Source organism: Kordia zhangzhouensis (assembly GCF_001005305.1).
In the GTDB taxonomy this organism is placed as follows: domain Bacteria; phylum Bacteroidota; class Bacteroidia; order Flavobacteriales; family Flavobacteriaceae; genus Kordia; species Kordia zhangzhouensis.
In genome coordinates, this window is sequence record NZ_LBMH01000003.1 from 694,002 (window position 1) to 719,723 (window position 25,722).

The following is a 25,722-nucleotide window of genomic DNA, read 5'->3' on the forward strand; positions in this document are numbered from 1 at the left end:
TATTAAAGCATTTACTTTAGGAGAGCGCGTTCATTTATTTTTTGATAAATCTTTTTTCCAAGCTTTTTTGCGCCTGTTGGTGTATTGTGAAAGTAATCGTAAAAATCGGTCACGTGCCAATCGTTATCATTTGTCAAATCGATGACCAATTTTGGTCCAGCAACTTCTGTGATTGCTTCGTTCAGTTTGTTGAGCAGACGATAATAACCAATTCCATTGTAAGCATATTTATCTTCTAAATATTGGATTAGTTCCGTACCAAATAGTTTGTCATTTCTAAGTTTGTAATGTAAGCTTGGTTGTGTAACGAACACAGGAATCGCATTAATACGTTTCGTATAGGTCACTAATTGTTGAATACGAGATTTGAATGCTTTGAGGTTTTTTTCGTCATAAATTTCTAACAGTTTTTCGTTTAGTATTTCTTCTTTTGTGTACTGTACTCGTGAAAAATCAATTCTTCGATGTCCTACCTCAAATTTTTGTGCTTTTTGCATGCCTCGAATTTTGCGATACGCATTATATATTGCTGATTTGTCTTTAATCTGGCTTTTAACACTTTTAGATTCGGTTATTGCGATTTCGTCAAACTTGGAATCGTCACTCACACGATAAAAATCATTGATTCCCACGTAAAAAAGAATCACTTTAGGTCGTAGTTTTTCAATCTTAGGAAACCAAATTTCTGTACTTTTTACATGCCCAAAAGTAGATTGTCCGTCGACGCCTGCGTTGGATACAAATATGTTTTGATTCTTTCGTTGAAATTCTTTTTCCAAGACGGTTTGCCATGTTTGGATATCGTCGATATAACGTTGATCGGTTGTACTGCCACCTACCGTAAGAATAGTTATTTTTTCAGGTTGATTAAAGGTAGAAATTCCACGTAATCCGTACGAATCTCTCGAATACGTGATGATGGGATTTTTAGTATCGTACAAATGACGTACGTCAAATTCAAATTTTGCATCACGAATAATTCCTAAATTGTTCAACTCATTACTTTCATTGAACCAACCGCCAAAAAACAGTTCAATCAAAATAATCCCTACAAAGAGAATTGCTATGTTTACAAGAAGTAATTTGAGTTTTTTTTGCATGACAGAAACGAAAATACCAAATTACAATGAAAAAGCTAGGCTTTTTTTACTGGTTTAACCATGCTTTGAAATCACTCGTTTTTTGTCTGCTCACAATAAACTCTAAATCACGTTGGTTGGAAAGAGATAATTTTACTCGATGATTGAAATACGGATCTATTTTTTGAATTGCTTTTTTAGCAACAATCTGTCCGCGATTGATTCGATAAAATTCATCTTGATCTAACGAAGAAAATAATTGATCGATAGTTTCATCAATAATATAGCGTTTGGTTTCCGTAATACCAAAAGTAATACTGTCTTCCGAATAGGCATATAACACATCTTCTATGTTAATTTGCACAAATCCTGCTCCTTCTTTTACCAATAATCCACTACGTTTTTTGGTATGTTTACTTTCTGTTTGTAATTGAATGCTATGTAATAATTGTTTTAAAACTGACGTTTCAACCTGTTGTGAACGATTTGATTTCGTAAATTTTTTAAGCGCTTTTTCAAGGTTTTCTTGTTGAATTGGTTTGAGTAAGTAGTCAACACTATTTACCTTAAACGCTTGAATGGCATATTGATCAAATGCTGTAGTAAAGATAATTGGAACTTCAACCTCAACTTTTTGAAATATTTCAAAGCTTAAACCATCTGCCAATTGAATATCCATAAATACTAAATCAGGCATTTGACGTGTTTGAAACCATTGCACAGCATCTTCTACAGTATCAATAATTTCTACTAATTTATAGTCAAAATTACATTTAGCAAGCATATTTTGCAGCTGATTTGCTGCGCGGAATTCATCTTCTATGATTAGTACATTCATACATTAAGCTTTTAAATCAGTTGATTTTAACAAAGGTATAGAGACTGTAAATTGTTTTCCATTATTTTCAACTATTGGTAATTTATGTGAAATCAACGCATGCCTTTTTTTGATATTAATCAATCCTAATTTTGTAGAAGGCAATTGAGTAGATTTAGGCTGTATGTTGTTTGTAACAATTAAGTAGTCATCTTTGCTGCTTACGGTAACCGTTAGTGGTTTGGAGCGAGAAATAATATTATGTTTGATTGCATTTTCTAATAATAATTGCACACTCATCGGTACAACCAACTGATCTAACACAGTTTCAGGCAACTGCCAAAGTATATGTAAATTACTTCCAAATCGTTCTTTTTGAATGTGTAGATATGCTTGAGCAAATTTAAGTTCGTCTCGAAGCGGAATCGTATGAGCATCGCCCGCATCTAAGATAAAACGATATACATCTGAAAGTTTATCAACAAACTGCTTAGCATCATCTTTTGAGTTTTGATCAATAATGTCACGTAATGTGTTTAAACTATTAAAGAAAAAGTGTGGCTGTGCTTGATTTCGCAACGCGTCTAGTTGTGCCAAAGTTACCACTTGTTTTGCCTGTTCTTCTTCACGAATGGACCTTTTGAGTTGCACATAAAAATAGATTGCTTCATAAATTGCCATTACCATTACACTGATAATGATAATTGGAAGAAGTATTTGAAAACGCTCAGTAAAGTGATAGTCGTCTTTAAAAAAATAGCCCAAAATGATTCCGCCTAGAATATCAATAGCGATAACAGTTATGATAATCGCCAAAAAAAGTAGCAATGCTCGTTTTCCCACATCTTCAACATTTGGAAATTTTTTACGTAGAAAAATAAAGTTGAATCGCATTACAAACCAATTGGTTATTGAAAAGGCTAAACAAATACTCCAATACATCATTGCTTGCCAAAACGGAAAGCGTACAAATGAATTATTGAATAGATAATCTGTAATAAAACCTGAAACAATGATTCCGATGATGACAAACCAAACGTCGTTAAAACCAATATATTTGAGTCGTTTTTGTTTATTGAAAAGTTTCATAATTAGTATTTGATCAAAGGAATTCCTTGTTTTGCTTGATAAAATACATATGCGATGCATGCTGCAAACAATACACCAAAAACAAGGACTGCTATTGTTTTATTTTGAGTCTTGGTATTCCATTTACGAACCAATATCCATGCGAATAACGGAATTATTTGAATACCATGCAATCCTACAAAGTGTGCCACACGTAAATCGCCCACAACCGTACTCCAATTAAGTAAAGGTAACCCTTTGCCTCCATCAGCCATCCCTACATTGTGTCCTAATTGATTAATCATTTGTCCGCCAACCCAACTTCCAACAATCACAACAATCCAACCTAAAAGAATAGCCACTTGAATTGGTTTCGCTACCGTAAGCTTTAATCGTGCTGCATCAAACGCAAGTAGAATCATGATAAGAATGTTGATTGCAATCAATATTCCCATAACTGCGAACAATATTCCGTCAAACATCGAATCTTGATTGTAATGTGAGCGAACGCCTCGTGCCGCCTGAAAAAAGATAATTCCAGTTTCCAATAATAACGTCCATGAAACAATATTTCGGATGATATTTTTCTTCTTAGCTGAATACGGATATTTGGTAATTAAAAAACCTACTGTTAAAATGTAAATTCCTCCCGAAATCCAAAATTTCAATGGTTTGATCCAAACACTAACACCAAAAAGTGTTCTATCATCTATCATAATTCCGCCAATACAAATCACTGCCAACACAGCATGAAGTAACACGATTGAATATAATATAGGGCTCTCTTTTTTGACAGTATAGAAAATATTTTTTATCATTTTCATCTTTTTATTTTTTTAGTTGAATACTTCTAATAATCATAAAAGCTAAAAATCCAATTGGTCCTAACATAAATGTTCCCAACAAACAAGGAGCTATAATTACAGGATGAATTTTCAAAGTTTTGTTTTGGTTGACAATCCACATTCCTACAAGTAAATCGAATGCTAAGTAATGTATCCAACCTGCTAAGACAGCATTTTCAACAGTAAATAATTGCATGACCGATTTGAGGCTTCCAAAATCCATTCCTCCGCCAGCAATCATGGCTTTTGTGATATAAACTGCATAAATTATGGATAACACAATAGGAACGATTTTATAGTCAATAAAAAATCGTGTCACTTTCCATTTGGGAAGAAAAATAAGCAACAACCACATTGACATGGCTAACATTCCTACAATTTTAAAAACTTCTGCTGGTGTCATAATTTTCTAATTTTTGAGTGTTCATTTATTTGATTGATGATTCAAAAGTGTAACTTCTACATTGAAAGCAACAGTACTTTCGGCTGAATCGTCGCAAAGGAGGTTTGAAGTGTTGTCCCTATATAAACTTTCGGTATAACTTATTCAAAATAGGTTTCTTTTCTAAGGTTTCTTTTTGAGAAAAATCCTTAAAAACTAATCCGCAATTTTAAAATATTTTGAATACTAGACACTTATTTACAATTTTTTAACCTATTTCTTACGCCAAGAAAAAGATATTGAGTACTTTTAATATGTTAAAATTTTAACGTTTGAATGTTTTTCTCAAATCTAGCATTCAACACTAGAAAACCTGCCAATGATGAAAAAATACTTTTTTGCATTCATATTAGTTTGCTTTTCGCTACTATTAAATAATGCCTCGCCACTCCATTCAAGACTTACTGATACTACTGTAATGCCAAATGCAACCATCAGTGTTGATGTAACTACTGTTTGTCAGTACAACGATTCGCCAATCATTACACTTACAGGAGCTGACGGAACTGCACCGTATACGTTTACCTATACAAGAAATGGTGTCCAATCAACAATTACTACAGAACCAGGTCAAGATAGTGTTACCTTAACTACTGCCACCAACTTTTCAGGAACAATCACATATGTTTTAACCAATGTTCAAGATCAAACTGGAACCAATACATTGGTGACGGGTGAAACAATTACAATTGATATTACGGAAGGGCCAGACCCGACTATGAATGGAGATGGAGCTGAACCTGCACAATTTTTATTTAGCATTTGTGATGGTAATCCTACAGCTACGTTTACATTTACCAATGCTTCTTCCACAGCTTCAACTTTAAATACTAATTATACGATTGATTGGGGAGACGGAAGTACTCCTTTTACAGGTACTACTTGGGATTTATTAACACACGACTATAATCAAGGAACCTACACGCTTACTTATACAATTGTGGGAAACAATGGTTGTACCACGGTACAAGAATATACCGTATTTTTAGGCTCAACACCAGGAATTGGGTTTGATACACCAGGAAATACAACCATTTGTGCAGGTGGTTCACTCACGTTTCAAATTACAGGTTTTGAAAATAACCCAGCATCTACAACCTACACCGTAGTTTTTAGTGATGGAACCACTATACCAACTATAACACATCCGCCTCCATCTTCCATCACACATCAATTTAATGTGACTTCTTGTGGATCGAATAGTGGAGGATTTATGAATTCTTTTTCTGCTACCATATCCGCCTCCAATTTATGTGCAACTTCTACCGCAACTGTGGCTCCAATTCTGGTTTCATCAGATCCAGAAGCTGATTTTTCATTCCCAACAGAACCTGCTTGTACTAATACAGATGTATGTTTTCAAGATTTATCTATTGGAAATGCTACAAATGGAACCAATAATGCTTGCGATACAAACCCAAGCATTACTTGGCAAATAACACCTAATACATATACGGTGAGTAATGGTACCTTAGGAAATAGTTTTGGATCTTCCAACCCTGATCTTTGGGTATCTGGCTCTGAAAATTTATGTGTAAACTTTACACAAGCTGGAACGTATACCATTACACAATCTGTTGGAAATAGATGTGGTATTGACATGATTTCACAAACCATTTGTGTCGAAGCACCAGTGAATCCACAATTTACTTTAAGCAGCGATGATGGTTGTACACCTCTAGATGTAACCGCTACGAATACAACAGATGAGTCTACAAATTGCGAACCAGCAACCTATCAATGGCAAGTAACCTATATGTCTGATTTCTGCGGAAGCGAACCTGCCAACTGGAGTTATACCAACGGAACGTCAGCTACTTCTGCAAATCCGTCGTTCAACTTTGTAACACCTGGAACCTATACCATTCAACTAGAAGGCACAAATTATTGTGGAACGGAAAATAATTCACAGCAAGTGATTGTAAAACAACCTCCCATTGTAAGTATCAATCCACTTAGTGATTTGTGTAATGTAAATTCGATTAATCCATCAGCAGTAATTGAAACTTGTACCGACAATCCAAGCGGTGTTACCTATTCGTGGCAATTTCCAGGAGCCAATACTACTTCGTCTAACTTGGAAGATCCAGGAACAATTGATTATCCATCACCAGGAACCTATACAGTTTCTCTTCAAATTACCAATGAATGCGGAACGTCTAACCTAGCAACACAAACCTTTACCATTGAAGAAGTTCCTGTGATAACCAACACAAGTTTGACACAAGAGATTTGTTCGGGAACGTCTACCACAGAAATTAATCTAACATCAAGCAGTACAAGCACGACCTTTTCATGGACTGCAACAGCAACGTCTGGAATCAGTGGCTTTATCCCTTCAGGAACTTTTAGTACGATTCCTTCTCAAGTAATTACCACAACAAATACAACTTCAGGAACAGTAACCTATACCGTAACGCCAACAATCAATAATTGTGATGGCTCCCCAGTAGATTTTATCATTACGGTAAATCCTGCTCCAGAAATTACCACGCAACCACAATCGAGCGTCGTTTGTCAAAACGGAACACCAAATACATTGAGTGTTGCAACATCTGGAGTTTCACCGCAATATCAATGGTATGTAAATACAACCAATAGTACGACAGGAGCAACAGCTATTGCTGGTGCCACCAACGCGGATTATGTGCCACCAACCGATACTGTTGGAACATTATTCTATTATTGTGAAATTACCTTCGCTTCTGGCGGATGTTCTTCGTTGAACTCACAAATTGCGTCTGTAGAGGTCACACCAAATGCAACAATTACCAATCAACCAACCGCAACACAGAGTTTATGTGTAGGAAGTACAATCGACAATCCGTTGTCTGTTACTTTTACGGGCGGAACAGGAACTGTTTCCTATCAATGGTATAGTAATACTACCAATAGCAACACTGGCGGAACAGCTATTGCTGGCGCTACGAATGCAAATTATACACCACCAGTTTTTACCACTGCAGGAAATTACTATTATTATGTAGCCTTATCCTTTGCGGGAAGCGGTTGTGATGATGTAACCAGTGATGTCGCAGAAGTTGTGATCGTAGAGTTACCTATAATTAATCAACAACCAATTTCATCACAAGAATTGTGTCAAAATACGACACCACAAGTATTGGAAGTACAAGTTTCTGGCGGTTTGGGAGCGTTTTCATACCAATGGTATAGTAACACTACCAATAATAATACGGGCGGAACCTTACTTACAGGTGAAACGAATAACATGTTTACACCACCAACAGATATTGTGGGAACGTTATATTATTACTGTGTGATATCACAAGCGGCGAGCGATAGTTGTACGGTAACGAGCGATACTTCTCAAGTTATTGTGAATTCTGCACCGTTGATTACTTCGCAACCACAATCACAAGATTTATGTTTAGGAGACTCGGTTAACACACTTACGGTGAGCTATGTGAATGGTGTTGGCGTACCAAGCTATCAATGGTATTCCAATACCGTTGATGATACAACTTCGGGAACTATCATTGTGGGAGAAACGACCAATTCGTACACACCTAATGTGTCTTCAGTAGGAACCACTTATTATTATTGTGTATTAACGTTTACTTCGGGCGGTTGTCCAGAAGTAACATCCGACACAGCTGAAATCATTGTCAACGAAACACCTAGTATTAGCAATTTTGCTGAAACCTTGTGTAGTGGAAACAGTTTTACGATCATTCCAGATACTTCTGGCGGAGACATTGTTCCTACAAATACAACCTATACATGGCTAACGCCAGTAATTTCGCCTGCAGGAAGTGTGACTGGTGCATCTGCGGAAGCAACGCCGCAAACACAAATCAGTCAATTGTTGACGAATACCACTAACAACGTTGCGACCGTTACCTATACCGTAACGCCAACTGCTGGAAATTGTGATGGTACAACTTTTACGATAGAAGTTACCTTGAATCCTGCTCCAGAAATTACCACGCAACCGCAACCAAGTACCGTGTGTATCAATGGAACGCCAAATACCTTAAGTATTACGCTTGGAAATACGTCTGATACACCACAATACCAATGGTATAGCAACACGACCGATAGCAACACAGGCGGAACTCCAATCGCTGGTGCTACAAACGCAGATTATATTCCGCCAACAGATATGGTTGGAATGCTCTATTATTATTGTGAAATTACGTTTGCTTCTGGAGGTTGTTCGTTAATAACGTCGCAAACAGCTTTGGTCACTGTAACACCAAATGCAACAATCACTTCGCAACCAACTACAACACAAAGTTTATGTGTTGGAAGTACGATTGACAATCCATTATCAGTAGTGTATACAGATGGAACAGGAACTGTTTCGTATCAATGGTATAGCAATACAATGAATAGCAACACTGGAGGAACAGCCATTGCAGGCGAAACTAATGCTGATTATACACCTCCTATTTTCACGACTGCTGGAACGTATTATTATTATGTGGAATTATCCTTTACTGGAAATGGTTGTTCGGATGTGGTAAGTGCTATTTCTGAAATTGTCGTAGTAGACGCACCTGTTATTGATGTACAACCAATTGCGACACAATCGCTTTGTCAGAATAGTATTCCGCAAGATTTAACCGTGCAAGCTTCTGGTGGATTGGGAACTTTTTTCTACCAATGGTATAGCAACACTACAAACAGTAACACGGGCGGAACATTGATTACAGGGGAAACGAACGCTTCGTTTACACCGCCAACAGATGTGGTAGGAACATTGTATTACTACTGTGTGGTTTCACAAACTGCCAGTGAAAGTTGTACTGCAACCAGTGATGTTTCTGAAGTCATCATCAATTTAGGACCTTCCATTGATACGCAACCGCAATCGCAAGAATTGTGTACCGCAGATACAGTAAATGCTCTAACCGTTAGTTTTTCTAATGGAGTTGGAACGCCCACCTATCAATGGTATAGTAATACTATCGACGATACAACGACAGGAACTCCAATTGCAGGAGCTACAACAGATTCATATACGCCAGTGATTACCTCGCCTGGAACTACGTATTACTATTGTATAATTACATTTTCGTCTGGCGGTTGCGCAGAAATTGTTTCTAACACGGCAGAAATTATCGTGAATGAAACGCCCGTCATAAGCGATTTTGCAGAAACTATTTGTAGCGGCAATAGTTTTACAGTTTCACCAAATACAACCAATGGCGATATTGTTCCTGCCAATACAATGTATACGTGGGCAGCACCAACAGTTTCTCCTACAGGAAGCGTTACAGGTGCCAGTGCAGAGACCAATCCGCAAACAACTATCAGTCAAACGTTAACCAATACAACTACATCACCCGCTATTGTAACCTATACCGTGACACCGATGGCAGGAATTTGTGCGGGAACGCCGTTTACTGTAGAAATTACTGTAAATCCTGCGATTTCGGCAAATGTTACCATCACTCAAATTGATTGTTTTGCGGCGAATAATGGTGAAATTGTAACAAATATTTCTGGTGGTGTGCCATTCACCACAGGAACACCGTATATCATTTCATGGACAGATCCAAATGGATTTACGTCTAGCAACACAACAATCTCAAATTTAGAACCTGGCGATTACATATTGACCGTTCAAGATGAAGGTGGTTGTCCGTTTACGGAAACCTATACTATTACACAACCTAATGAGTTGCTACTTACTGTAGACACTGAAAATTCTATTAGTTGCTTTGGCGCAAATGATGGTGAAATTGCTATAACAGTTGCTGGCGGAACACAAAACTATAGTTATAGTTGGACACGAAATGGTGCTGCTTTCTCCAATGATGAAGACATTACAAACCTTTCTGCAGGAACCTACGAAATCACAGTAACAGATGCTAATGGTTGTGGTCCAGTAGTACAATCATTTGTAATTACAGAACCTACCGAATTGATGGTTTCATTGGCAAATCAAACAAATGTAGCTTGTTTTGGTGAAACAAACGGTGCTATTGATATCAATGTCATTGGAGGAACGCCCACGGAAACATCTCCTGGCGTATTTGAATACACTTATGCATGGACAGGTCCGAATGGATATACAAGTACTTCACAAAATATAAATAATTTAGCCGCAGGAACGTACAACTTAACTGTGACCGATGCAAACGGCTGTACAGACACGTTAAGTGTAATAATTACTCAACCTAACGAAATTGTAATTTCTTATACTGCCACTGAGATTGAATGCTATGGCGATGACGATGCCTCAATCACAATCACAAATATTTCTGGCGGATCAAATCCATATACGATTGAATGGAGTAATTTTGGGCAAGGAATGTCGCAAACCAATTTAGGTCCTGGCGATTATACAATCACAGTAACAGATGCTAACAATTGTGCTGCTGCTGTGACCGTAACAATTGCAGAACCGCCAATTTTTGCGATTGATCCTGTCGTACAACAAATTTCATGTAATGCTGCTAATGATGGTAGTATTAGCCTGAATTTTCAAGGCGGACAAGATCCAATTGATTTTGAATGGGCAGACGATCCAAATGCAGGAACCGAACGTAACAATTTAGGCCCTGGAACCTATACAATTACTATTGTAGATGGAACACCGTGTACGATTTCAGAAACGTTTGTCATTGTAGAACCTGCCGAATTAACGCTTTCTGCCAATATTACCAATGCGTTGGATTGTGACGATGCAAGTTCTGGAGCGATTAACTTACTCATTTCTGGTGGAACACCTCCATTTACAACTACTTGGTCCAACGGTGCAGTAACAGAAGATTTAGACAATATTACTGCTGGTGATTATTTTGTAACAGTAGTTGATGCCAATGGTTGTGAAGCAACCGATACGTATACAATCATTCGTCCGTCACCAATTGTGATTGATGTAGATACAGAAACTGTTGTGAACTGCAATGCATACACTGCTAGTCAAACATTTACTGCGCAAGCCTCTGGTGGTGTACCTCCGTTTACGTATACTTGGTCAAGCGGAACAGTTACAGGAGTCAACGACGAAATGATGAGTACTTCGCAAAATGGCTTGGTCATTTTAGAAGCTACCGATTCACTGGGCTGTCTGAGTAGTTACACATTTGAAGTAGATATTCCAGAATATAGTGATGCAGATTTTACGTTGACCTCAACTGCGTTTGAAACGTTTGGAATTTACTCACAAATCGATCCAATTCAATTTATCAATACTACCACAGGGGATTATATTAATGTTTCTTGGGATTTTGGTGACGGGAATTTTTCTAACGAAGAAAATCCAATACATTCATACGCTTCTCCTGGTGCGTATACTGTGATACAAACCGTGACTTTCCCTGAAGGCTGTGTGTATACGAGAATCATCACGTTAGCGATTGAAAAAGGCTATAAATTAATCATGCCTAGTGCATTTACGCCCAATGAAGACGGTTTAAATGATCGTTTTAGACCTGTGTTTATCGGATTAGATTCTATGGAATTGAATATATATGATACCTGGGGAAGTTTGATTTATTCAGAAACCGGCGACAATGTTCAAGGTTGGGATGGGAAAGTAAAAGGCGAATATGTGGAAAACGGAAATTATTACTACACATTTACCGCAAAAACATTTTTTGGAACCATTGTTCGTGAAAATGGTCCTCTTACATTAATTTTATAATCACATGAAGTTAAAAATATATATTCTCCTCATCATAGGATTTTGCTTTGCCCCTCAACTAAAAGCACAAGACCCTATATTTTCACAATATTTTTTAGTACCGCAAACACTAAATCCTGGATTTGCAGGGTTTTTAGAAACCACTCATATTGGGATTGTTCACAGGACACAGTGGCCCGCTTTAGGGTTTCGAATTGACACAAATTACGGTTTTGCCAGTACGTGGTTTCCCGAAGCCAATAGTGGTGTTGGTATCAGTTTTTTGAATCAGCGTGAAAGTCAAAGTGGTTACACCTTTTCACAAATCAATGTCAACTATGCGTATCAAGTTCAATTAGGAGATGATTGGTATTTCCGACCAGGGTTGGAATTTGGTCGCGGTTGGAAAAATTTTGGTTTTCAAGGACTACTTTTGGAAGATCAAATCAATATTCAAACAGGCGTTATCAATACGTCTTCGATTGATTTGTTATTGTTGAATGATCGTATTGGTTTTTGGGACATATCCGCAGGCTTGCTATTCAATACCGAAAATGCGTGGATTGGTATTTCCGCCAAACATTTAAATCGACCAAATATTTCCTTGGCTGCTAATGGAAATGTTCCATTAGAAACATTCTTTTCTGTCAGTGCTGGGTACGAATTTTTAGTGACCGATATTATCGATGTACGCTTTTTACCGTTTGAAACACGTGTATTATTGACAGGTAATTATATGCATCAGGGACGTTTCAACCGTTTTGATATGGGAACTTCCCTTTCAATTGGGCGTTTTTTTGTTGGCTCTACCTTCGTGACCAATCCGTCAAAAAACAGCGGTAATAGTCACATTTTAACATCTATCAATGCATTTACAGGATTGCAGTATACCAATTTCCGATTCGGTGTGTCATATGACTTTAATACCTCACGAATTGGACGTACAGGCGGCGTGTATGAGCTTTCATTGACTTATCAATTTGACACGGAAGCCAAACGTTGTTTTGGTTGCCCTGATTATCAAGATTAGAAAACTATAAATTTAACAATTTTATCCACTACAGCTGAATCTTACATTTTTTTACGCTTATAAACTATTTTTAACTATTCTAATTTCTTTCCCTATTTTTCAAAAAAAATAGAGATATGCGCTTTTTTTTCGGAGGAATTACTTTTTTGTTTCTTACCATAAGCTGTAAAACAATCTTAATAAATCAAGAATCTTTAATTCTCACAGAGACTCCTGTGGAGTTAGGGTCAATAGGTTTATTAAGAGAAACTCTTATTACAAACACATATAAAAATATCACGTCTCCTTCGTTTTATAAGAAAGTAAAACTGAATGTACAGCCATTTTATTTTTCAAAGAAAACTTTTAAACTGTTTTCTAAAGCTAACAAGCAAGAAAAGATGGCGCTTAACTTCTCAGATTCATCAAAAGTAAAACCTGAATATGTTGTATTACAATTTATGGATCGGTTGACAATTACATCAGCACTTAACAATACCAAAAATACGGGATTGCGTTCTTATTTAGAAACAAAGGAAGATGCACAAATGGTAACAAGTATTTCGGTAGCGTTTTCCCAAGAGCACATTACACAACTAAAGAATGCGTCGGAAGTTTTTTTGACGCAATCAGACGCTAAGAAATTTAGTTTGCTACTTACTTTTATTGACGGTAAAACCCAAACACTAGAAACATCTAATGGTGTTGTATTTGGCTATCAGACTTCTAATTTCTGTTGGAAAGAAGATAGCAAGCACAACCTTATCATTGCTGATATAGTAAGTGATGCCGAGGGTTGTCCGCCGAATACGCATCGTAAAGCACGAAAGGCAACCCAACAAAAAGACTATTTTAAACTCTAACAAATGAAAAAATATTATTGCTATATAGTATTTATACTGACTTTAATAAGTTGTTCTGATATTATCGAAGTACCTGACATTTCAGATGATATTGTAACCTTAATGGCTCCAGCGAACAATTCCACACTCAATATGACAACGCTAACGCTTTCATGGAATGCAATGGAAGATGCGAAGCAATACAAAGTGCAAGTCGCTAAACCTGATTTTGAGAATATTTTGCAACTGGTAGTAGATTCAACACTTACGGATAACTCTATATCTGTACAACTAGAAGCAGGAAACACCTATCAGTGGCGTGTACGAGCAGAAAACAGCGGCTATACAACCTCTTATTCAACCTATTCGTTTACGTTGGAAGAATGACCAAGAAAGGAAAAACATATCTATTACTCACTATTGTGTTAGGGATTTGGGGAGCGATTGGTTATCAGATTTTTTCCAAATTAAATCCTGACGATACTCCTGCACTAGCGGTAAATTCAGAAGTTAATTTTTCGCCTAAACAAACCATAGAGAAAGATACTTTTTCCATTAATAGCGAACATCGTGATCCGTTTTTGGGAAAACCTTATCTGCAAAAAAAGACTTCAAAAATAAAGCATGTTTCAAGTAGTAAAAAAGTTTCGGTTGTTTTTCCTTCGATTGTCTACAAGGGTGTAATTTCTAAATCGGATAATAGCTCGCAGGATATTTATATCATTGCCATTAATGGAACACAGCAGCTTTTTAAAGTGGGGAAAACTATTGATGAAATCAAGCTTTTAAAAGGAAGTAAAAAGTCTATTAGTATTCAATATAAAGGAGCACAAAAGACAATTCTTGTAGCAAAATAGCTTATGAGGTTCTACAAAGGTCAACGATTTCTACGAAAGTCATGGAACTTTATAAATCTCGATTATCGAGTACAAGCAGGTGCATTGCAATTTGCAATTCTAGTTGCTGCCATTATTGCGGTGTTATTGTCGGTCTTTATCGTTTTAGTACATTCATATTCCTTGTTTGAAAAAAAGTCTGATTTACTTATCGAAACTGTCGTAGCAACAGAAAATAGCATCTTAGCGGAATTGGATGATTTTTCAATTAAACGAGATACGCTTTTTAAGGTGATTGATGAAGAGCGAAACATTACTTCCAAAGTTCAAAAAAACTATTGGGGTGTTTTTGGAAAAGTGTATGCGCAAACTAAAGTTAAAGGAAAAGCTTTTGAGAAAATGGCACTGACAAGTGGTTTTCAATCGAACAATCAGCGAACATCATTGTACCTAAAAGAAACGCATCGTCCTTTGATTGTCGTGGGAAATACCAAAATTGAAGGAAAGGTATTCTTACCCGAAAGAGGTATTCGCGCAGGAACGATTTCTGGAAATTCGTATTATGGAACTAAACTCATTTATGGAAGAATTTTAAAAAGCAGTGAAACGCTTCCAAAGTTTCCAACGCAGCTTAAAAATCATATTGAGATGCTTCAAAAAATGCCACTTCCTGTAGATGACAAGCACTTTATAGAAATTAGGCAAGGAAAAACGTATGTCAATTCATTTACAAAACCTGTAAAAACCGTTTTTAGTAATGAAGAATTAGATTTAGTAAATATGCAACTTATTGGAAACATTCTGATTCGCTCTAACACCAAAATAAAAGTTGCTGCTTCTGCTACGCTTAAAGATGTGATTCTAATTGCACCAATCATTGAAATTGAAGCCAATGTACAAGGTACATTCCAAGCTATTGCGAGTGAGCAAATTCTGGTAGGGAAAGATTGTAAGCTGTTCTATCCTTCAGCGCTTGTTCTCACGGCTGAAGATGATTTAGAAGAAGTATCAAACAAAGAAGTAAAAAAACATATTTTCATTGATCAACATACGGAAGTGAAAGGCTTGATTTGTTTTTTGCAAGGCGAGAGTAAAAATCATTTTGAACCGCAAATCATGCTCAAAGAAAATACCTTGCTTGAAGGCGTCGTGTATTGTCAGCAACAGCTAGAATTGCTAGGAAATGTAGCAGGAAGTGTCTATACAGGTGGATTTATCACCAAACAGTTCGGTTCTGTCTATCAAAATCATATCTATAATGGAACGATTTCAAGTTTGGAATTATCAGAGAACTATGTGGGTTTTCCACTTGAAAACTTAGAACAAAAAGTGATGAAATGGCTCTACTAAAAAAAATAAAAGCAGCAACACTGATGGAAACCTTAGTTGCCACAGTACTCATTGTGCTGGTATTTATGATATCCACCTTTTTGTTGAACTCACTCTTTAACAATACGGTTCGACAAAATACAGATGCGCTAAAAACTCATATTTCAGAACTTGCCTATTTATCCATACACCATCAGATTTCGGTACCATATGACGAAGTATTTGATAATTGGGACATTTCAGTAGAACGCGTTGATAACAAACTCATATTTGAAGCAATTCATCAAAAAACAAGTAAAACGATTCGTGTAGAACACTATGAATAATCGCAAACACACCATAAGAGCTTTTACTCTTAGCGAGCTGGTTATCGTGATATTAATTACGGTAATTGTCGCTGGTATTGCATTTTCGGTGTTGGAATTGGTGCAAAAGCAAATGAGCGGTATTCAGACAAATTTCAAAAATACAACGAGCATCAGTTTGTTGGAGCAATCGCTATACATTGACATGCATCGTTCCAATCAGGTGCAGTATGATAAGCTTAACAACACACTCGTATTTACCTCTGAAATTGATACAGTTCGCTATCAAATTGAAAAAGATTTTGTGCACAAGGAAATTGACACGTTTGCGCTTTCTATCGAAAAGATTCAATTGTATTTTGAAGGCAAAGAGACGACCGCTGACAAGATAGATGCCTTTAAGCTTACTACTGCCAAAGAATATAAAAACGCGGCTATTTTTATCTACAAACGAAATACTGCCAATACCTATATGAACCCATGAGTTTTAATCTTGAAAATATCAGTCCAAAAGAAAAAGCAGCTGGCAGAAAGTCTTCTGAGATTTCCGCTATTTTACAAAAAGAAATTGTGCTGTTTGGCAAAGGATTTTCTAACAAACTCAAAGAAGATTTCTATACTGAACTTGGAGTTTTGCTCAGTGCAGGTGTTTCATTAAAAGAAGGATTGGAATTACTCTATGCATCGCAAAAGAAAAAAACTGCCAAAGAGATTCTAGGAAAACTAGTTGCCGATTTAATTGAAGGGCAAAGCATGTCAGAAGCCATCAAGTCACACAAAGCTTTTACGCAGTATGAATATTATTCTATCAAAATTGGAGAAGAAACAGGAACGCTGGCGGAAGTAGTCAAACAATTGGGAAGTTTTTTTGGAAGAAAAAATCAGCAACGCAGCGAGGTAAAAAGTGCGCTTACCTATCCAATCATTATTATGAGTACCGCATTTTTAGTGGTCATTTTTATGTTGCAGTTTGTCGTGCCGATGTTTCAAGATATCTTTAAACAGAATAAAGTCTCACTGCCAGGCATTACAGAGTTTATCATCAGTGCTTCGGAATTCTTAAAATCCTATGGCTTGTGGTTACTTTTGGGGTTTATTGCTTTATTTTCTTCTCGATTTTTAGTGAACAAACAAGAATGGTATCGTCGTTTTAAAGATACTTTTTTGCTGAAATTGCCATTTTTTGGAAACTTCATCAAAACGGTGTATTTATCACAATTCACCCAAGCAGTTGCTTTGTTATCCGCATCTAAGGTTCCTGTGATTAACAGTATTCAACTGGTTAAAAAAATGATTGTATTTTATCCATTGCAAGTTGCGTTAGAAAGTGTGGAGCAATCTATTTTACAAGGAGCAACACTGAGCGAGAGTTTGGCTTCGCATCCAATCTTTAGTGATAAAATGATAGCGCTTGTCAAAGTAGCCGAACAAACCAATCAAACCGAGTTTATTTTTGACCGCTTAAATGTGCAATATCATGAGCAAGTCCAGCGTCAGTCCAAAATGATGTCAACGATTATGGAACCACTCATTATTGTACTTGTGGGCATTATGGTAGGAATCATCTTGATTGCTATGTATCTACCGATGTTTAAACTCGGAACGGTTTTGGGCGGATAAATTACTTTGAAGCCATAGACTCAAAACTTTGCAACACAATGGTTGCTTGCAAATACGAAGTTCCTCTGCGATAGTTTTTCTTTTTTTCATACAACACACTAATTACTTCGCCGTATTTGGTGCGTTGTTCCAGCGTATAAATGAGTTGTAAAATGGCATTAAAATGTCCTTCTACCGTAAACGAATAGGTATTTACTTGTAACGATTTTTCACTAAATACGTGCGGTTCTAAAAAATCAATTACTTGTAAATTGTTTGCTTTGGAAAAAGTAGTTACCGTATTTAAAAGATTGTTTTGCAATGAAGTGCCTCCAATCTTGTATTTGGTCAATAGCGAATCGTAATACTGCTGCTTCTTTTTTAAAAGCGCCATTTGTTTGGGTGTGTTTTCAAAGATTTTTTGCTCTTTTACAAGCGCAGCATATTCTGATTTCAGTGCAAACGTACCAGCAATCGCGAATTTATAGCACAAAAAAAGCAGTACTAAAAATCCACCTACAAGCAATCTATTTTTAAGCGTATTAGTCATGTAGCAATCGAATTTTTAGTGAAAAATCAGTAGTATTTTTCGATTGTGAACCATAGTTTACAACTGTTACTGTTACAATCCAATCCATTGCCTCTAAGGTTTGAATCCAAGTAGAAAACAAATCGCTATCGGTAGAAATTCCAGCAATGGTGATGATGTCTCTGTCTAATGGAATCGGCTTGTCTTTTTTGATGCGTTTTAAAATTGGTTGATAATTGAGCGCTGCAAGTTGAATCGTCTTCGGAAGGGAGTTTGCAATGGCATCGATATAAAAAGAACTTTTTGAGGAAGAGTTTTTTAAGATATCCTCTACCGTTTTTTGCTTCTCATCAACTATTGCTTTAAGGTCTAGTAATTTTTCTTTTTGTGAACTATTCACCGAAGCAGTTTGTTTCATCGTTTCTACAGCTTCGTAATAGGAATTAAACACAAAAAAATTTAGCAATAGCAACAACAAGATAAAACCCAATCCAAATACAATGAATTGATTAAAAAAACGCGTCTGACTAAAATCAGTTATCAACTTGGTTTTAGCATCTTCAAAATTGGAAGTCGTTTTTTGACTTTGTAAGATGTATGATAATGCGCCTGCAAAGTTTAGTAGTTGTGTATTTTTAACTTCCAATCCGTTAATCTCGTAAGATTCTCTTGGAATATCTGCTACCAAAGAAACTTCTGTAATGTGATTATTTTCTTTTGTCAGTTTTGCATTAGAGGTGTAGTATGTTGGCGTTTCTATAAAATCATTCACCAAAGCCGTCATGACATTACCGAGTGAAAACCCAACAATGGAAACTCCTTTTTTTCTGTAGGTTTCTATAAGCGTATCAACGATAGATTTTCTACAAATGGCAATGGTGTGAAAGTTTCCGTCAGAGACAATTTCGACATAAAAGTCATTAATTTTTAAATTTGGAAATGCCTCATACAACAGCTGATTTTGAACAGTTTCAGTACTCTCAATGAATTTACTCAGTACCGTATCGTTGTTCACAATTAAAAAGGCATGCTGTTTTTTGGGAAATTTCGCTACTATTTCATCAATAGTATTCCCTGAAAACGAGTTTTCAATGACAACTTCCTTTTTTTTCTTTTTGAGCAGCATCACTTCAATAGCATTGCTACTATTGTGTTCAATGCCGCAATAGATAGTGCCGTATAAAAGATATGTTTTGAGGATGTCGAGCATTAATAAATGACTGTTGGTTTTATAAGAACTGTCAATTTAGATTTGGAATCTTGACGTTTTCGCTTGCTAAAAAACCATTTGATTACTGGAATTCTAGCTAGAAACGGCACGCCATTTCCCTCATCTCTTTTTTCTTTAGCTTCTATTCCGCCCAACACCGCAATGTCTTGATCGCGCATTCGGATGATGGAACGAAATTCTCTCGAACTGATATCTGGCGGCGCAGCATCGTCAATGCGATTTCCAAAAGTAGATTGAATCACAAAAATATCAAGGGTGACTTGTCCGTCTCCAGAAACAATCGGTTTGATAGAAATTCCAAGTTCTGCATCAATAGGATAGTAATTAGTGATTTCTGAAGTCTGCGGATTGTCTGTTCCATAAATATTACGCTGTGTTACCGCATAGTACGAGGTGGTTCCATTGGAAAGTGTCGCACGATGTCCGTTGAGTGTTGAGATTTTTGGTGTGGAACGAATTTTAATATCACCATCTTGTTCCATCGCAGAAATGTTTGCAAAAAACTCTGGGACTACTTTTCCTAGATTAAATGAACCAAAACCATCAAAACCACCAATGACACGATTAACCGTTTCTGCGCCCAAGGTTAAGTTCGTATTCGGAAATAAACTACCACTAGTTCGTGTCGGTGAGTCGCCAATTCCCCAGCTAATTCCTGTTTCTACCACCGATAATTTACTTACGTCAATCAGCATTACCTCAATTAATATCACAGGCACAGGCTTGTCTATTTTTTCAACAAAGTTGCGAAAACGCTTCACACTTGAACTTGGTCCACTGACATAGAAACTATTAAGTTCATAATCTGCTTCAATTTGCAAATCTGCAATTAAATCTGATGGTAAAATGTTAATCAGCGCTTCCGCTTGACTATTATTGGTGTTTGCAATGCCATTTCCTTGATTGCCTTGTCCTGCTCGATTCAGTGTGGTTCTACCCGTATTGGAAAAAGAATCAAACTGATTTGATGTGCCAAATCCTGTATTTTGACCAACATTGCTACTTCTGGCACGCGTGGTATTTCCTGCTCCGCTAGTATCTGTAAGTAATTCAATAGAACGGTGCATTAGCGGAATGATGGATATTTCACGTAAACTCAGCTGATTGGCAGTTCCGAAAATATACATATTTCGGTCTTTTTTGAAGGTAAAAAAGGTTTGCGCCGTGTTTGCTGATGGATTATTTTGATTGGTATTTCGATTGTTGTTATTTGCAGACTCTATCATCAAATTCGTTTGATTGCTTTCAAACATTTTGGTAAGCAAATCATCAAAATAGATACTTTTGGAAGTAAAACTTGCCGTTCCTGCATCAGTGAGTGGTGTGGAAGTGAAAATATCTATATCCAGTGCCGTTCCAATATCATGAATGACCGCATCAATAGGTACATTGGTAAAGTTTACTTCCACAATTTTTCGTTGTTTGTCTAAGACTTTAAAATCAAAATTGGACTTTCTTCTTCGCACTTGTGGTTTTGGTGTTCCACTAGTGGAATTTTCAGTTGCAACTGCTTGCACATCATTTTCAAAAATATAAAAACCATTGCTGGCTTTTTCCATGTACAATCCATTTGCGTAGGCTAATTGCCCCATCGCATCATCAAAGGAAGCATTATTTACATAAAATGTAATCGGCTTATTTTCAATATCAGAAGAGAATACAAGATTTTTTCCCGTTTTGTCCATTATTTTTTTAAAAGCCGTGTACAACGTATCATTTTTAATATCCAAACTCACGCGGTCATTCTTCATATCATAGCTCATCGGAATGGTCTTTGGAACTATTTTTTCGACAGGTTTGATATACTTTTTTATCGAGAGAATGTTTCCTGTAAATTCAATAGTGAGCTCATGTTCTTTACATAGAAAAACAAGCAAATCTGCCACTGTTACATTTGGAAAATTATTCGCGATGGTAATTTTGTTTAATTCTGATGAGATATTAAAGTTCAGCTTGTGAATTTCCGCCACAGCGAGCAAAAAACTACTAAGCGATACATTGGCAACACTGATGTCCGTTTTTACATTTTCAGTGAGTCCAACATTATCTACTGCTAAGGTTTCTATTTGACTTTTGATAGCTTCAATACGCGGTGTTTCTTGTGCAAACACCGAGAATTGGATAAAACATAGTATGATGAGAATATATTTCTTCATGTTTTTAATTTGATAATAATGCGTACACCTCGTCGACGGAAGTTGTTCCGTTTCCGATAAGTGTCATCGTATTGTCTTTTAATGTGCGAATATTTTTTTCTTTTAGATAGGCAGAAATCTCCGTTTCATTTTGCTTGATGTGATGGATGAGTTCTGTGCCTATCGGAATAATTTCATAGATGGCTTTTCTACCTAAATAGCCTGTTTGATAGCAGGCATTACAGCCAACTGGAACGTGATGCGTTTGTATGTGCTTTGGAAGCGTGACATCTTTCGGTAATGTAGCTGTTTCAATAGATTGCTCTTTTTTACAGTGATTACAGAGTTTTCGAACGAGTCGTTGTGCGACACTCATATTAAGTGTGCTTGCAATTAAAAATGGCGGAATGTCCATATCAATCAATCTTGAAATGGTTGCCCATGCAGAGTTGGTGTGAATGGTAGACAATACCAAATGTCCCGTAAGTGCCGCACGAATCGCCATATTGGCGGTTTTGGCATCACGAATTTCTCCTACCATAATTACATCAGGGTCTTGACGTAAAAAGGTGCGAAGCGTACTTGAAAAGTCGAGTCCAATGTTTTCTTTGAGTTGTACTTGATTGATCCCTTCAAGGGTGTATTCAATTGGGTCTTCGATGGTGAGAATATTGGTCTCTGTATCGTTGAGCAGTTTTAGTGTTGCATACAACGTGGTAGTTTTCCCAGAGCCTGTTGGTCCCGAAATTAAGATGATTCCATTGGGCTTTTTAATGATTTCTTTGTAGGTATATAATTCCTCTTTAGAAAAACCTAGTTCCTCCAAATTGATATGATTGGCATCTTTACTTAAGATTCGAAGCACCATTTTTTCTCCATGCAAGGTTGGTAGGGAAGAGACGCGAATATCAAATTCCCCTTGCACATTGCTGATGGTGATACGTCCGTCTTGTGGCAACCGTTTTTCGGAAATATCTAACTGCGCTTTGATTTTGATTTTGTTGATAATCACAGGATATTCTGCCATAGGAATGATATATTGCTCTTTGAGTTTTCCATCCAAACGAAAGCGAATTCTACAAGAATGTTCATACGGTTCAAAGTGAATGTCACTACTTCCAATATCTTTGGCAGCCATGATGATTTTCTCTAAAAAGTCGTCTGTGTAGTGTAATGCTTCTGCCTTGTTAGTGATGGTTTTACGAAAATTGGTCGCTAAGTATTTTTCAATATTCTCGGCAGATGCTGTTTCTAGTCGAATTTCTTTATCAAATACAATAGCAAGTTCTCTACGCAAAGATTCATCAGTAGCAACTGACTTAAACGTCAAAACATTATTTTCAAGCGAAATCGGAATCACACGATAGTGATACGCTTGCGAGCTGCTGATGAGTTGTTGCAGGGAAACATCTATGGTATAGTCTTGTACTTCTATCATACGCTATAGATATTAGTAAGCATTCCTGTCCAATTCATCAGATAGATTCCTATAAAAAATAGACTCATATAGCCTGCAAGTGGTACGGTTTGTAGTTGTGTTTTATTTTTAAATACAAAGTGAATCATCAGAGAAAATAACAACGAAAACACAAAAAAGATGATAAATGAAGCGATGGGAAAGCTTACGCATAGCGCAAAAAATAATAGTGCATCGCCTAGTCCAAATACGTTTTGCAAATTCGTTTTTAGTCTAAGTTTTGCATAGATTTGAAGTACTAATAAAATGAGTACTACCACTCCAAAATTTACCATTACAGTTTGCCAAAATAGGGCTGAGAATGTATTTGAAAAATATAAATAACCCGCAGCACAGGCTACTATTGGAAATAGAAACCAATATACATTTCGCTCTTTGATGTCTTGAAAAAGAATTCCGAAGAGTGACAGGAGTAATATGATTTTTACCGCTAGCATTAATCTTTTATAATTTCTTTGGGATTGCCTTTTTCGTCAATTTCCCAAACATTTCGGATTCCGTCACCGTCAAAGTCTTCTACCGCTTCTGCACGTGCTTTGAATGTGCCGCCATCGGCAGCAATAATTTCATAGGAATAGCGTGCATTTCCACCTTTGTCGGTTGTTAGTGGCGCTTCATAATCTATTTCGTTAAAATCATTAGAATAACGCGAATACAAATAGCGATACTGAGTTTGCATCGAGTGAATTGCTTTGAGTTGTAATTGTGCTTCTGTGGCTTTTGCCTTTGAGATATAAGGCATTAAGTTTGGCAAGGCAATGAGCAATAGAATCCCAATAATCGCAAGGACTATTAGAATTTCTTGTAGATTGAATGCTTTGACTTTATTTGTTGATAATGCGTTTTTTATAAGCTTCATACAAAGTATTTCTATGGCTATTTTTAGTTGAATCAGTTGGATTTTTAGGGAATATTCAACTTCTCTAAATTAGTATATGTAGCAATGATATTTGTGACGCTTATGTATTTTTTGAAGAGGAGAGAATGGTTATCTTTTCTATTAGCTGATTTGTATTTATTAAGATAAAAAAATATGTTTTTAGACCTTTTTATAGGTATTATAAAGAGAAAAGGATAAACATAGTGTCCATCCTTTTACAAATATTAATAATTCAAAATAGTTTATCAGCTAATCTGAACCATTACCAAATATCTCTATTCAAGGGATTTTCCGTTTTTGGGATACGTTTTTTAAAATAGTTGTAGAGATTATTGCAGAGCACAATTTTGCCCCATTAACTACCATTTCCCTTTTAATTAAAAATTACACTATCTTTTATCACCTCTTTTATATTTCCTTTTTCATCTAATAAAAAAATAAAAAAATTTATTTCACTTTCATTTAGTTCGTAATCTCTAGTTAACATTGTATTTTTTATTTTTTTTAAACTTTTAGAAAAATATCCTATAACCATGTTATTATCAATACCTGAAAAACTCATAATATAATAACTCTCATCACACGTGGATAAATTATTTAAATCACTATTATATTTTTGGAAAAACTCTTTGTTAATCTTTTTTTCTATTTCTTTTAAATTATCTTCGTTACTATACATTTTTTTTAATAAAATTTTATTTATTTCACTGGAATAGTTTGAAAATGAAAAATAGTTAAAATATGGATCAACTAAATAACAATTATTCTTGCTAAAATCCTTGATATAATTAGTACAATTATTTATTATAAAAGATTCACGTTTCGTTAATCTTTCTTTAGAGCCTGTGCAACCAAATATCAGAATTAAAAAACTAAGAGAGATGAATAACCTTTTCATTAAAATACTTTTTTTGAATTAATAAATTTATAACTAGATACAATAGGTACAGTAATTGGATTTCCATCCTTTTCAAAAGTTATACTTCCAGGATTTTCAGGATCCCAAGAAGAATAAGATAAACGACGAGATAAACCCATTTGTTTCCTAAATACATTAACTCTGTTCACTGTCGATCCACCTTGGTCAACAAAAAATCCTTGAATATCAGGAAAACGTCCATATTTATCCTTTTCCGAATTATCCGAATTACTATTATAAAATGATGCTCCATATTTAGTATGAAGAGTCTCATGCAGAAAAATAAATCCAGTATTCATAGACTCTCCATTGATATCTACAGCATTTAAGGACTCTTGTAAGCTATTAATTTGATTTGCATCTAAATAGATGTCTCCGCTTGCAGTTGCTCTTGATCCATAGGTTCTATTCTTTCTTCCCGTTCTTTTATCTACTGTCTCATCGCTACTATTATTTTTAACCCTTATGGTATTACTATTATCGTTAATTAAATTAGAGATATAGCTACTGGCCATTGTACTACTATTACAATCTCCTAACGCTAAAATTGTATTTCCATTTTTATCTGTTCTTGTTGAGATTATTTCTCCTGAGATTTCAGACAAATTCATCATTAATTGAACTAATAACCATTTATCCTCATCTGTCCCTCCATTCTTTAAATCAGTGACGTCTACTCTTTCCTCATTTGGGTCTATAAAAAATATTGGGTTATTCAAGGTGTAATTATATGACGATTCATCATAGTATTTTTCAGCAAGCGGATCAATATTCATCCAGCGC

General features: G+C 36.1%; 22 protein-coding genes. 9 read left to right on the forward strand and 13 right to left on the reverse strand.

Going from position 1 to position 25,722, the window contains the following annotated elements; all coding sequences use genetic code 11:
• Positions 1-11: 11 nt before the first annotated feature.
• From AA088_RS06420 to AA088_RS06440, 5 genes are read right to left on the reverse strand one after another with little or no spacing between them, the layout of a single operon-like run.
• Positions 12-1,100 (reverse strand): SGNH/GDSL hydrolase family protein, encoded by a 1,089-nt coding sequence (locus AA088_RS06420; protein ID WP_046744098.1) that lies wholly within the window; start codon positions 1,098-1,100, stop codon positions 12-14.
• Positions 1,101-1,146: 46 nt separating this feature from the next.
• Positions 1,147-1,917: a LytR/AlgR family response regulator transcription factor gene (locus AA088_RS06425; RefSeq protein WP_046744099.1), complete on the reverse strand. Its 771-nt coding sequence runs from the start codon at positions 1,915-1,917 to the stop codon at positions 1,147-1,149.
• Positions 1,918-1,920: 3 nt separating this feature from the next.
• Positions 1,921-2,985, reverse strand: a complete 1,065-nt coding sequence (locus AA088_RS06430) for a sensor histidine kinase (protein ID WP_046744100.1) — start codon at positions 2,983-2,985, stop codon at positions 1,921-1,923.
• Between the two features lie 2 nt (positions 2,986-2,987).
• The gene (locus AA088_RS06435; protein WP_156168454.1) at positions 2,988-3,782 is read right to left on the reverse strand and encodes a hypothetical protein; all 795 of its coding nucleotides are present in this window, start codon (positions 3,780-3,782) and stop codon (positions 2,988-2,990) included.
• A 10-nt stretch (positions 3,783-3,792) separates the two neighbouring features.
• Positions 3,793-4,212: an ABA4-like family protein gene (locus AA088_RS06440; RefSeq protein ID WP_046744102.1), complete on the reverse strand. Its 420-nt coding sequence runs from the start codon at positions 4,210-4,212 to the stop codon at positions 3,793-3,795.
• Between the two features lie 358 nt (positions 4,213-4,570).
• Between AA088_RS06440 and AA088_RS06445 the strand changes: the two genes are divergently transcribed.
• From AA088_RS06445 to AA088_RS06485, 9 genes are all read left to right on the forward strand, one after another.
• On the forward strand, positions 4,571-11,869 hold the full coding sequence (locus tag AA088_RS06445) for a T9SS C-terminal target domain-containing protein (protein ID WP_046744103.1): 7,299 nt from the start codon (positions 4,571-4,573) through the stop codon (positions 11,867-11,869).
• Positions 11,870-11,873: 4 nt separating this feature from the next.
• Positions 11,874-12,878, forward strand: coding sequence for a PorP/SprF family type IX secretion system membrane protein (locus AA088_RS06450; RefSeq protein ID WP_046744104.1), 1,005 nt, complete (start codon positions 11,874-11,876; stop codon positions 12,876-12,878).
• A gap of 116 nt (positions 12,879-12,994) precedes the next feature.
• Complete coding sequence (locus AA088_RS06455) at positions 12,995-13,720, forward strand: hypothetical protein (RefSeq protein WP_046744105.1); 726 nt, start codon at positions 12,995-12,997, stop codon at positions 13,718-13,720.
• 3 nt (positions 13,721-13,723) lie between these two features.
• A complete protein-coding gene (locus tag AA088_RS06460; protein ID WP_052752804.1) occupies positions 13,724-14,086 on the forward strand; it encodes a fibronectin type III domain-containing protein in 363 nt (120 codons plus the stop codon).
• On the forward strand, positions 14,083-14,556 hold the full coding sequence (locus AA088_RS06465; RefSeq protein WP_046744106.1) for a hypothetical protein: 474 nt from the start codon (positions 14,083-14,085) through the stop codon (positions 14,554-14,556). The genes AA088_RS06460 and AA088_RS06465 overlap by 4 nt, the downstream gene beginning before the upstream one ends.
• A 3-nt stretch (positions 14,557-14,559) precedes the next feature.
• A complete protein-coding gene (locus AA088_RS06470) occupies positions 14,560-15,885 on the forward strand; it encodes a hypothetical protein (protein WP_046744107.1) in 1,326 nt (441 codons plus the stop codon).
• Positions 15,873-16,190 (forward strand): hypothetical protein, encoded by a 318-nt coding sequence (locus AA088_RS06475; protein WP_046744108.1) that lies wholly within the window; start codon positions 15,873-15,875, stop codon positions 16,188-16,190. The genes AA088_RS06470 and AA088_RS06475 overlap by 13 nt, the downstream gene beginning before the upstream one ends.
• Positions 16,183-16,653, forward strand: coding sequence for a prepilin-type N-terminal cleavage/methylation domain-containing protein (locus AA088_RS06480; protein WP_046744109.1), 471 nt, complete (start codon positions 16,183-16,185; stop codon positions 16,651-16,653). Before AA088_RS06475 ends, AA088_RS06480 begins: the two co-directional genes overlap by 8 nt.
• Positions 16,650-17,789 (forward strand): type II secretion system F family protein, encoded by a 1,140-nt coding sequence (locus tag AA088_RS06485; protein ID WP_046744110.1) that lies wholly within the window; start codon positions 16,650-16,652, stop codon positions 17,787-17,789. The genes AA088_RS06480 and AA088_RS06485 overlap by 4 nt, the downstream gene beginning before the upstream one ends.
• A 1-nt stretch (position 17,790) precedes the next feature.
• On the opposite strand, the gene AA088_RS06490 is transcribed toward AA088_RS06485, so the two are convergent.
• From AA088_RS06490 to AA088_RS18530, 8 genes are all read right to left on the reverse strand, one after another.
• Entirely contained in the window at positions 17,791-18,318 is a 528-nt protein-coding gene (locus AA088_RS06490) for a hypothetical protein (protein ID WP_046744111.1), read from the reverse strand.
• The gene (locus tag AA088_RS06495) at positions 18,311-19,507 is read right to left on the reverse strand and encodes a hypothetical protein (RefSeq protein WP_046744112.1); all 1,197 of its coding nucleotides are present in this window, start codon (positions 19,505-19,507) and stop codon (positions 18,311-18,313) included. Before AA088_RS06495 ends, AA088_RS06490 begins: the two co-directional genes overlap by 8 nt.
• Positions 19,507-21,684 (reverse strand): type II secretion system protein GspD, encoded by a 2,178-nt coding sequence (locus AA088_RS06500; protein ID WP_046744113.1) that lies wholly within the window; start codon positions 21,682-21,684, stop codon positions 19,507-19,509. Before AA088_RS06500 ends, AA088_RS06495 begins: the two co-directional genes overlap by 1 nt.
• A gap of 4 nt (positions 21,685-21,688) precedes the next feature.
• Positions 21,689-23,098, reverse strand: coding sequence for a GspE/PulE family protein (locus AA088_RS06505; protein ID WP_394332085.1), 1,410 nt, complete (start codon positions 23,096-23,098; stop codon positions 21,689-21,691).
• Positions 23,098-23,577, reverse strand: coding sequence for a hypothetical protein (locus tag AA088_RS06510; protein WP_046744115.1), 480 nt, complete (start codon positions 23,575-23,577; stop codon positions 23,098-23,100). The genes AA088_RS06505 and AA088_RS06510 overlap by 1 nt, the downstream gene beginning before the upstream one ends.
• A complete protein-coding gene (locus AA088_RS06515) occupies positions 23,577-23,999 on the reverse strand; it encodes a prepilin-type N-terminal cleavage/methylation domain-containing protein (protein WP_046744116.1) in 423 nt (140 codons plus the stop codon). Before AA088_RS06515 ends, AA088_RS06510 begins: the two co-directional genes overlap by 1 nt.
• A 394-nt stretch (positions 24,000-24,393) precedes the next feature.
• Positions 24,394-24,918, reverse strand: a complete 525-nt coding sequence (locus tag AA088_RS06520) for a hypothetical protein (RefSeq protein WP_046744117.1) — start codon at positions 24,916-24,918, stop codon at positions 24,394-24,396.
• Positions 24,918-25,722, reverse strand: an 805-nt coding sequence (locus AA088_RS18530; RefSeq protein WP_206539837.1) for an RHS repeat-associated core domain-containing protein, incomplete at its 5' end; no start/stop codon positions are given. The genes AA088_RS06520 and AA088_RS18530, both read right to left, overlap by 1 nt.

What these genes read in the sequence shown, in the direction of transcription:
- AA088_RS06495 (WP_046744112.1), bottom strand. Translation starts at nt 19,507, where the DNA reads ATGCTCGACATCCTCAAAACATATCTTTTATACGGCACTATCTATTGC.
- AA088_RS06430 (WP_046744100.1), bottom strand. Translation starts at nt 2,985, where the DNA reads ATGAAACTTTTCAATAAACAAAAACGACTCAAATATATTGGTTTTAAC.
- AA088_RS06450 (WP_046744104.1), top strand. Translation starts at nt 11,874, where the DNA reads ATGAAGTTAAAAATATATATTCTCCTCATCATAGGATTTTGCTTTGCC.
- AA088_RS06485 (WP_046744110.1), top strand. Translation starts at nt 16,650, where the DNA reads ATGAGTTTTAATCTTGAAAATATCAGTCCAAAAGAAAAAGCAGCTGGC.
- AA088_RS06470 (WP_046744107.1), top strand. Translation starts at nt 14,560, where the DNA reads ATGAGGTTCTACAAAGGTCAACGATTTCTACGAAAGTCATGGAACTTT.
- AA088_RS06440 (WP_046744102.1), bottom strand. Translation starts at nt 4,212, where the DNA reads ATGACACCAGCAGAAGTTTTTAAAATTGTAGGAATGTTAGCCATGTCA.
- AA088_RS06475 (WP_046744108.1), top strand. Translation starts at nt 15,873, where the DNA reads ATGGCTCTACTAAAAAAAATAAAAGCAGCAACACTGATGGAAACCTTA.
- AA088_RS06455 (WP_046744105.1), top strand. Translation starts at nt 12,995, where the DNA reads ATGCGCTTTTTTTTCGGAGGAATTACTTTTTTGTTTCTTACCATAAGC.
- AA088_RS06465 (WP_046744106.1), top strand. Translation starts at nt 14,083, where the DNA reads ATGACCAAGAAAGGAAAAACATATCTATTACTCACTATTGTGTTAGGG.
- AA088_RS06515 (WP_046744116.1), bottom strand. Translation starts at nt 23,999, where the DNA reads ATGAAGCTTATAAAAAACGCATTATCAACAAATAAAGTCAAAGCATTC.
- AA088_RS06460 (WP_052752804.1), top strand. Translation starts at nt 13,724, where the DNA reads ATGAAAAAATATTATTGCTATATAGTATTTATACTGACTTTAATAAGT.
- AA088_RS06490 (WP_046744111.1), bottom strand. Translation starts at nt 18,318, where the DNA reads ATGACTAATACGCTTAAAAATAGATTGCTTGTAGGTGGATTTTTAGTA.
- AA088_RS06425 (WP_046744099.1), bottom strand. Translation starts at nt 1,917, where the DNA reads ATGAATGTACTAATCATAGAAGATGAATTCCGCGCAGCAAATCAGCTG.
- AA088_RS06500 (WP_046744113.1), bottom strand. Translation starts at nt 21,684, where the DNA reads ATGAAGAAATATATTCTCATCATACTATGTTTTATCCAATTCTCGGTG.
- AA088_RS06420 (WP_046744098.1), bottom strand. Translation starts at nt 1,100, where the DNA reads ATGCAAAAAAAACTCAAATTACTTCTTGTAAACATAGCAATTCTCTTT.
- AA088_RS06435 (WP_156168454.1), bottom strand. Translation starts at nt 3,782, where the DNA reads ATGATAAAAAATATTTTCTATACTGTCAAAAAAGAGAGCCCTATATTA.
- AA088_RS06520 (WP_046744117.1), bottom strand. Translation starts at nt 24,918, where the DNA reads ATGAAAAGGTTATTCATCTCTCTTAGTTTTTTAATTCTGATATTTGGT.
- AA088_RS06445 (WP_046744103.1), top strand. Translation starts at nt 4,571, where the DNA reads ATGATGAAAAAATACTTTTTTGCATTCATATTAGTTTGCTTTTCGCTA.
- AA088_RS06480 (WP_046744109.1), top strand. Translation starts at nt 16,183, where the DNA reads ATGAATAATCGCAAACACACCATAAGAGCTTTTACTCTTAGCGAGCTG.
- AA088_RS06510 (WP_046744115.1), bottom strand. Translation starts at nt 23,577, where the DNA reads ATGCTAGCGGTAAAAATCATATTACTCCTGTCACTCTTCGGAATTCTT.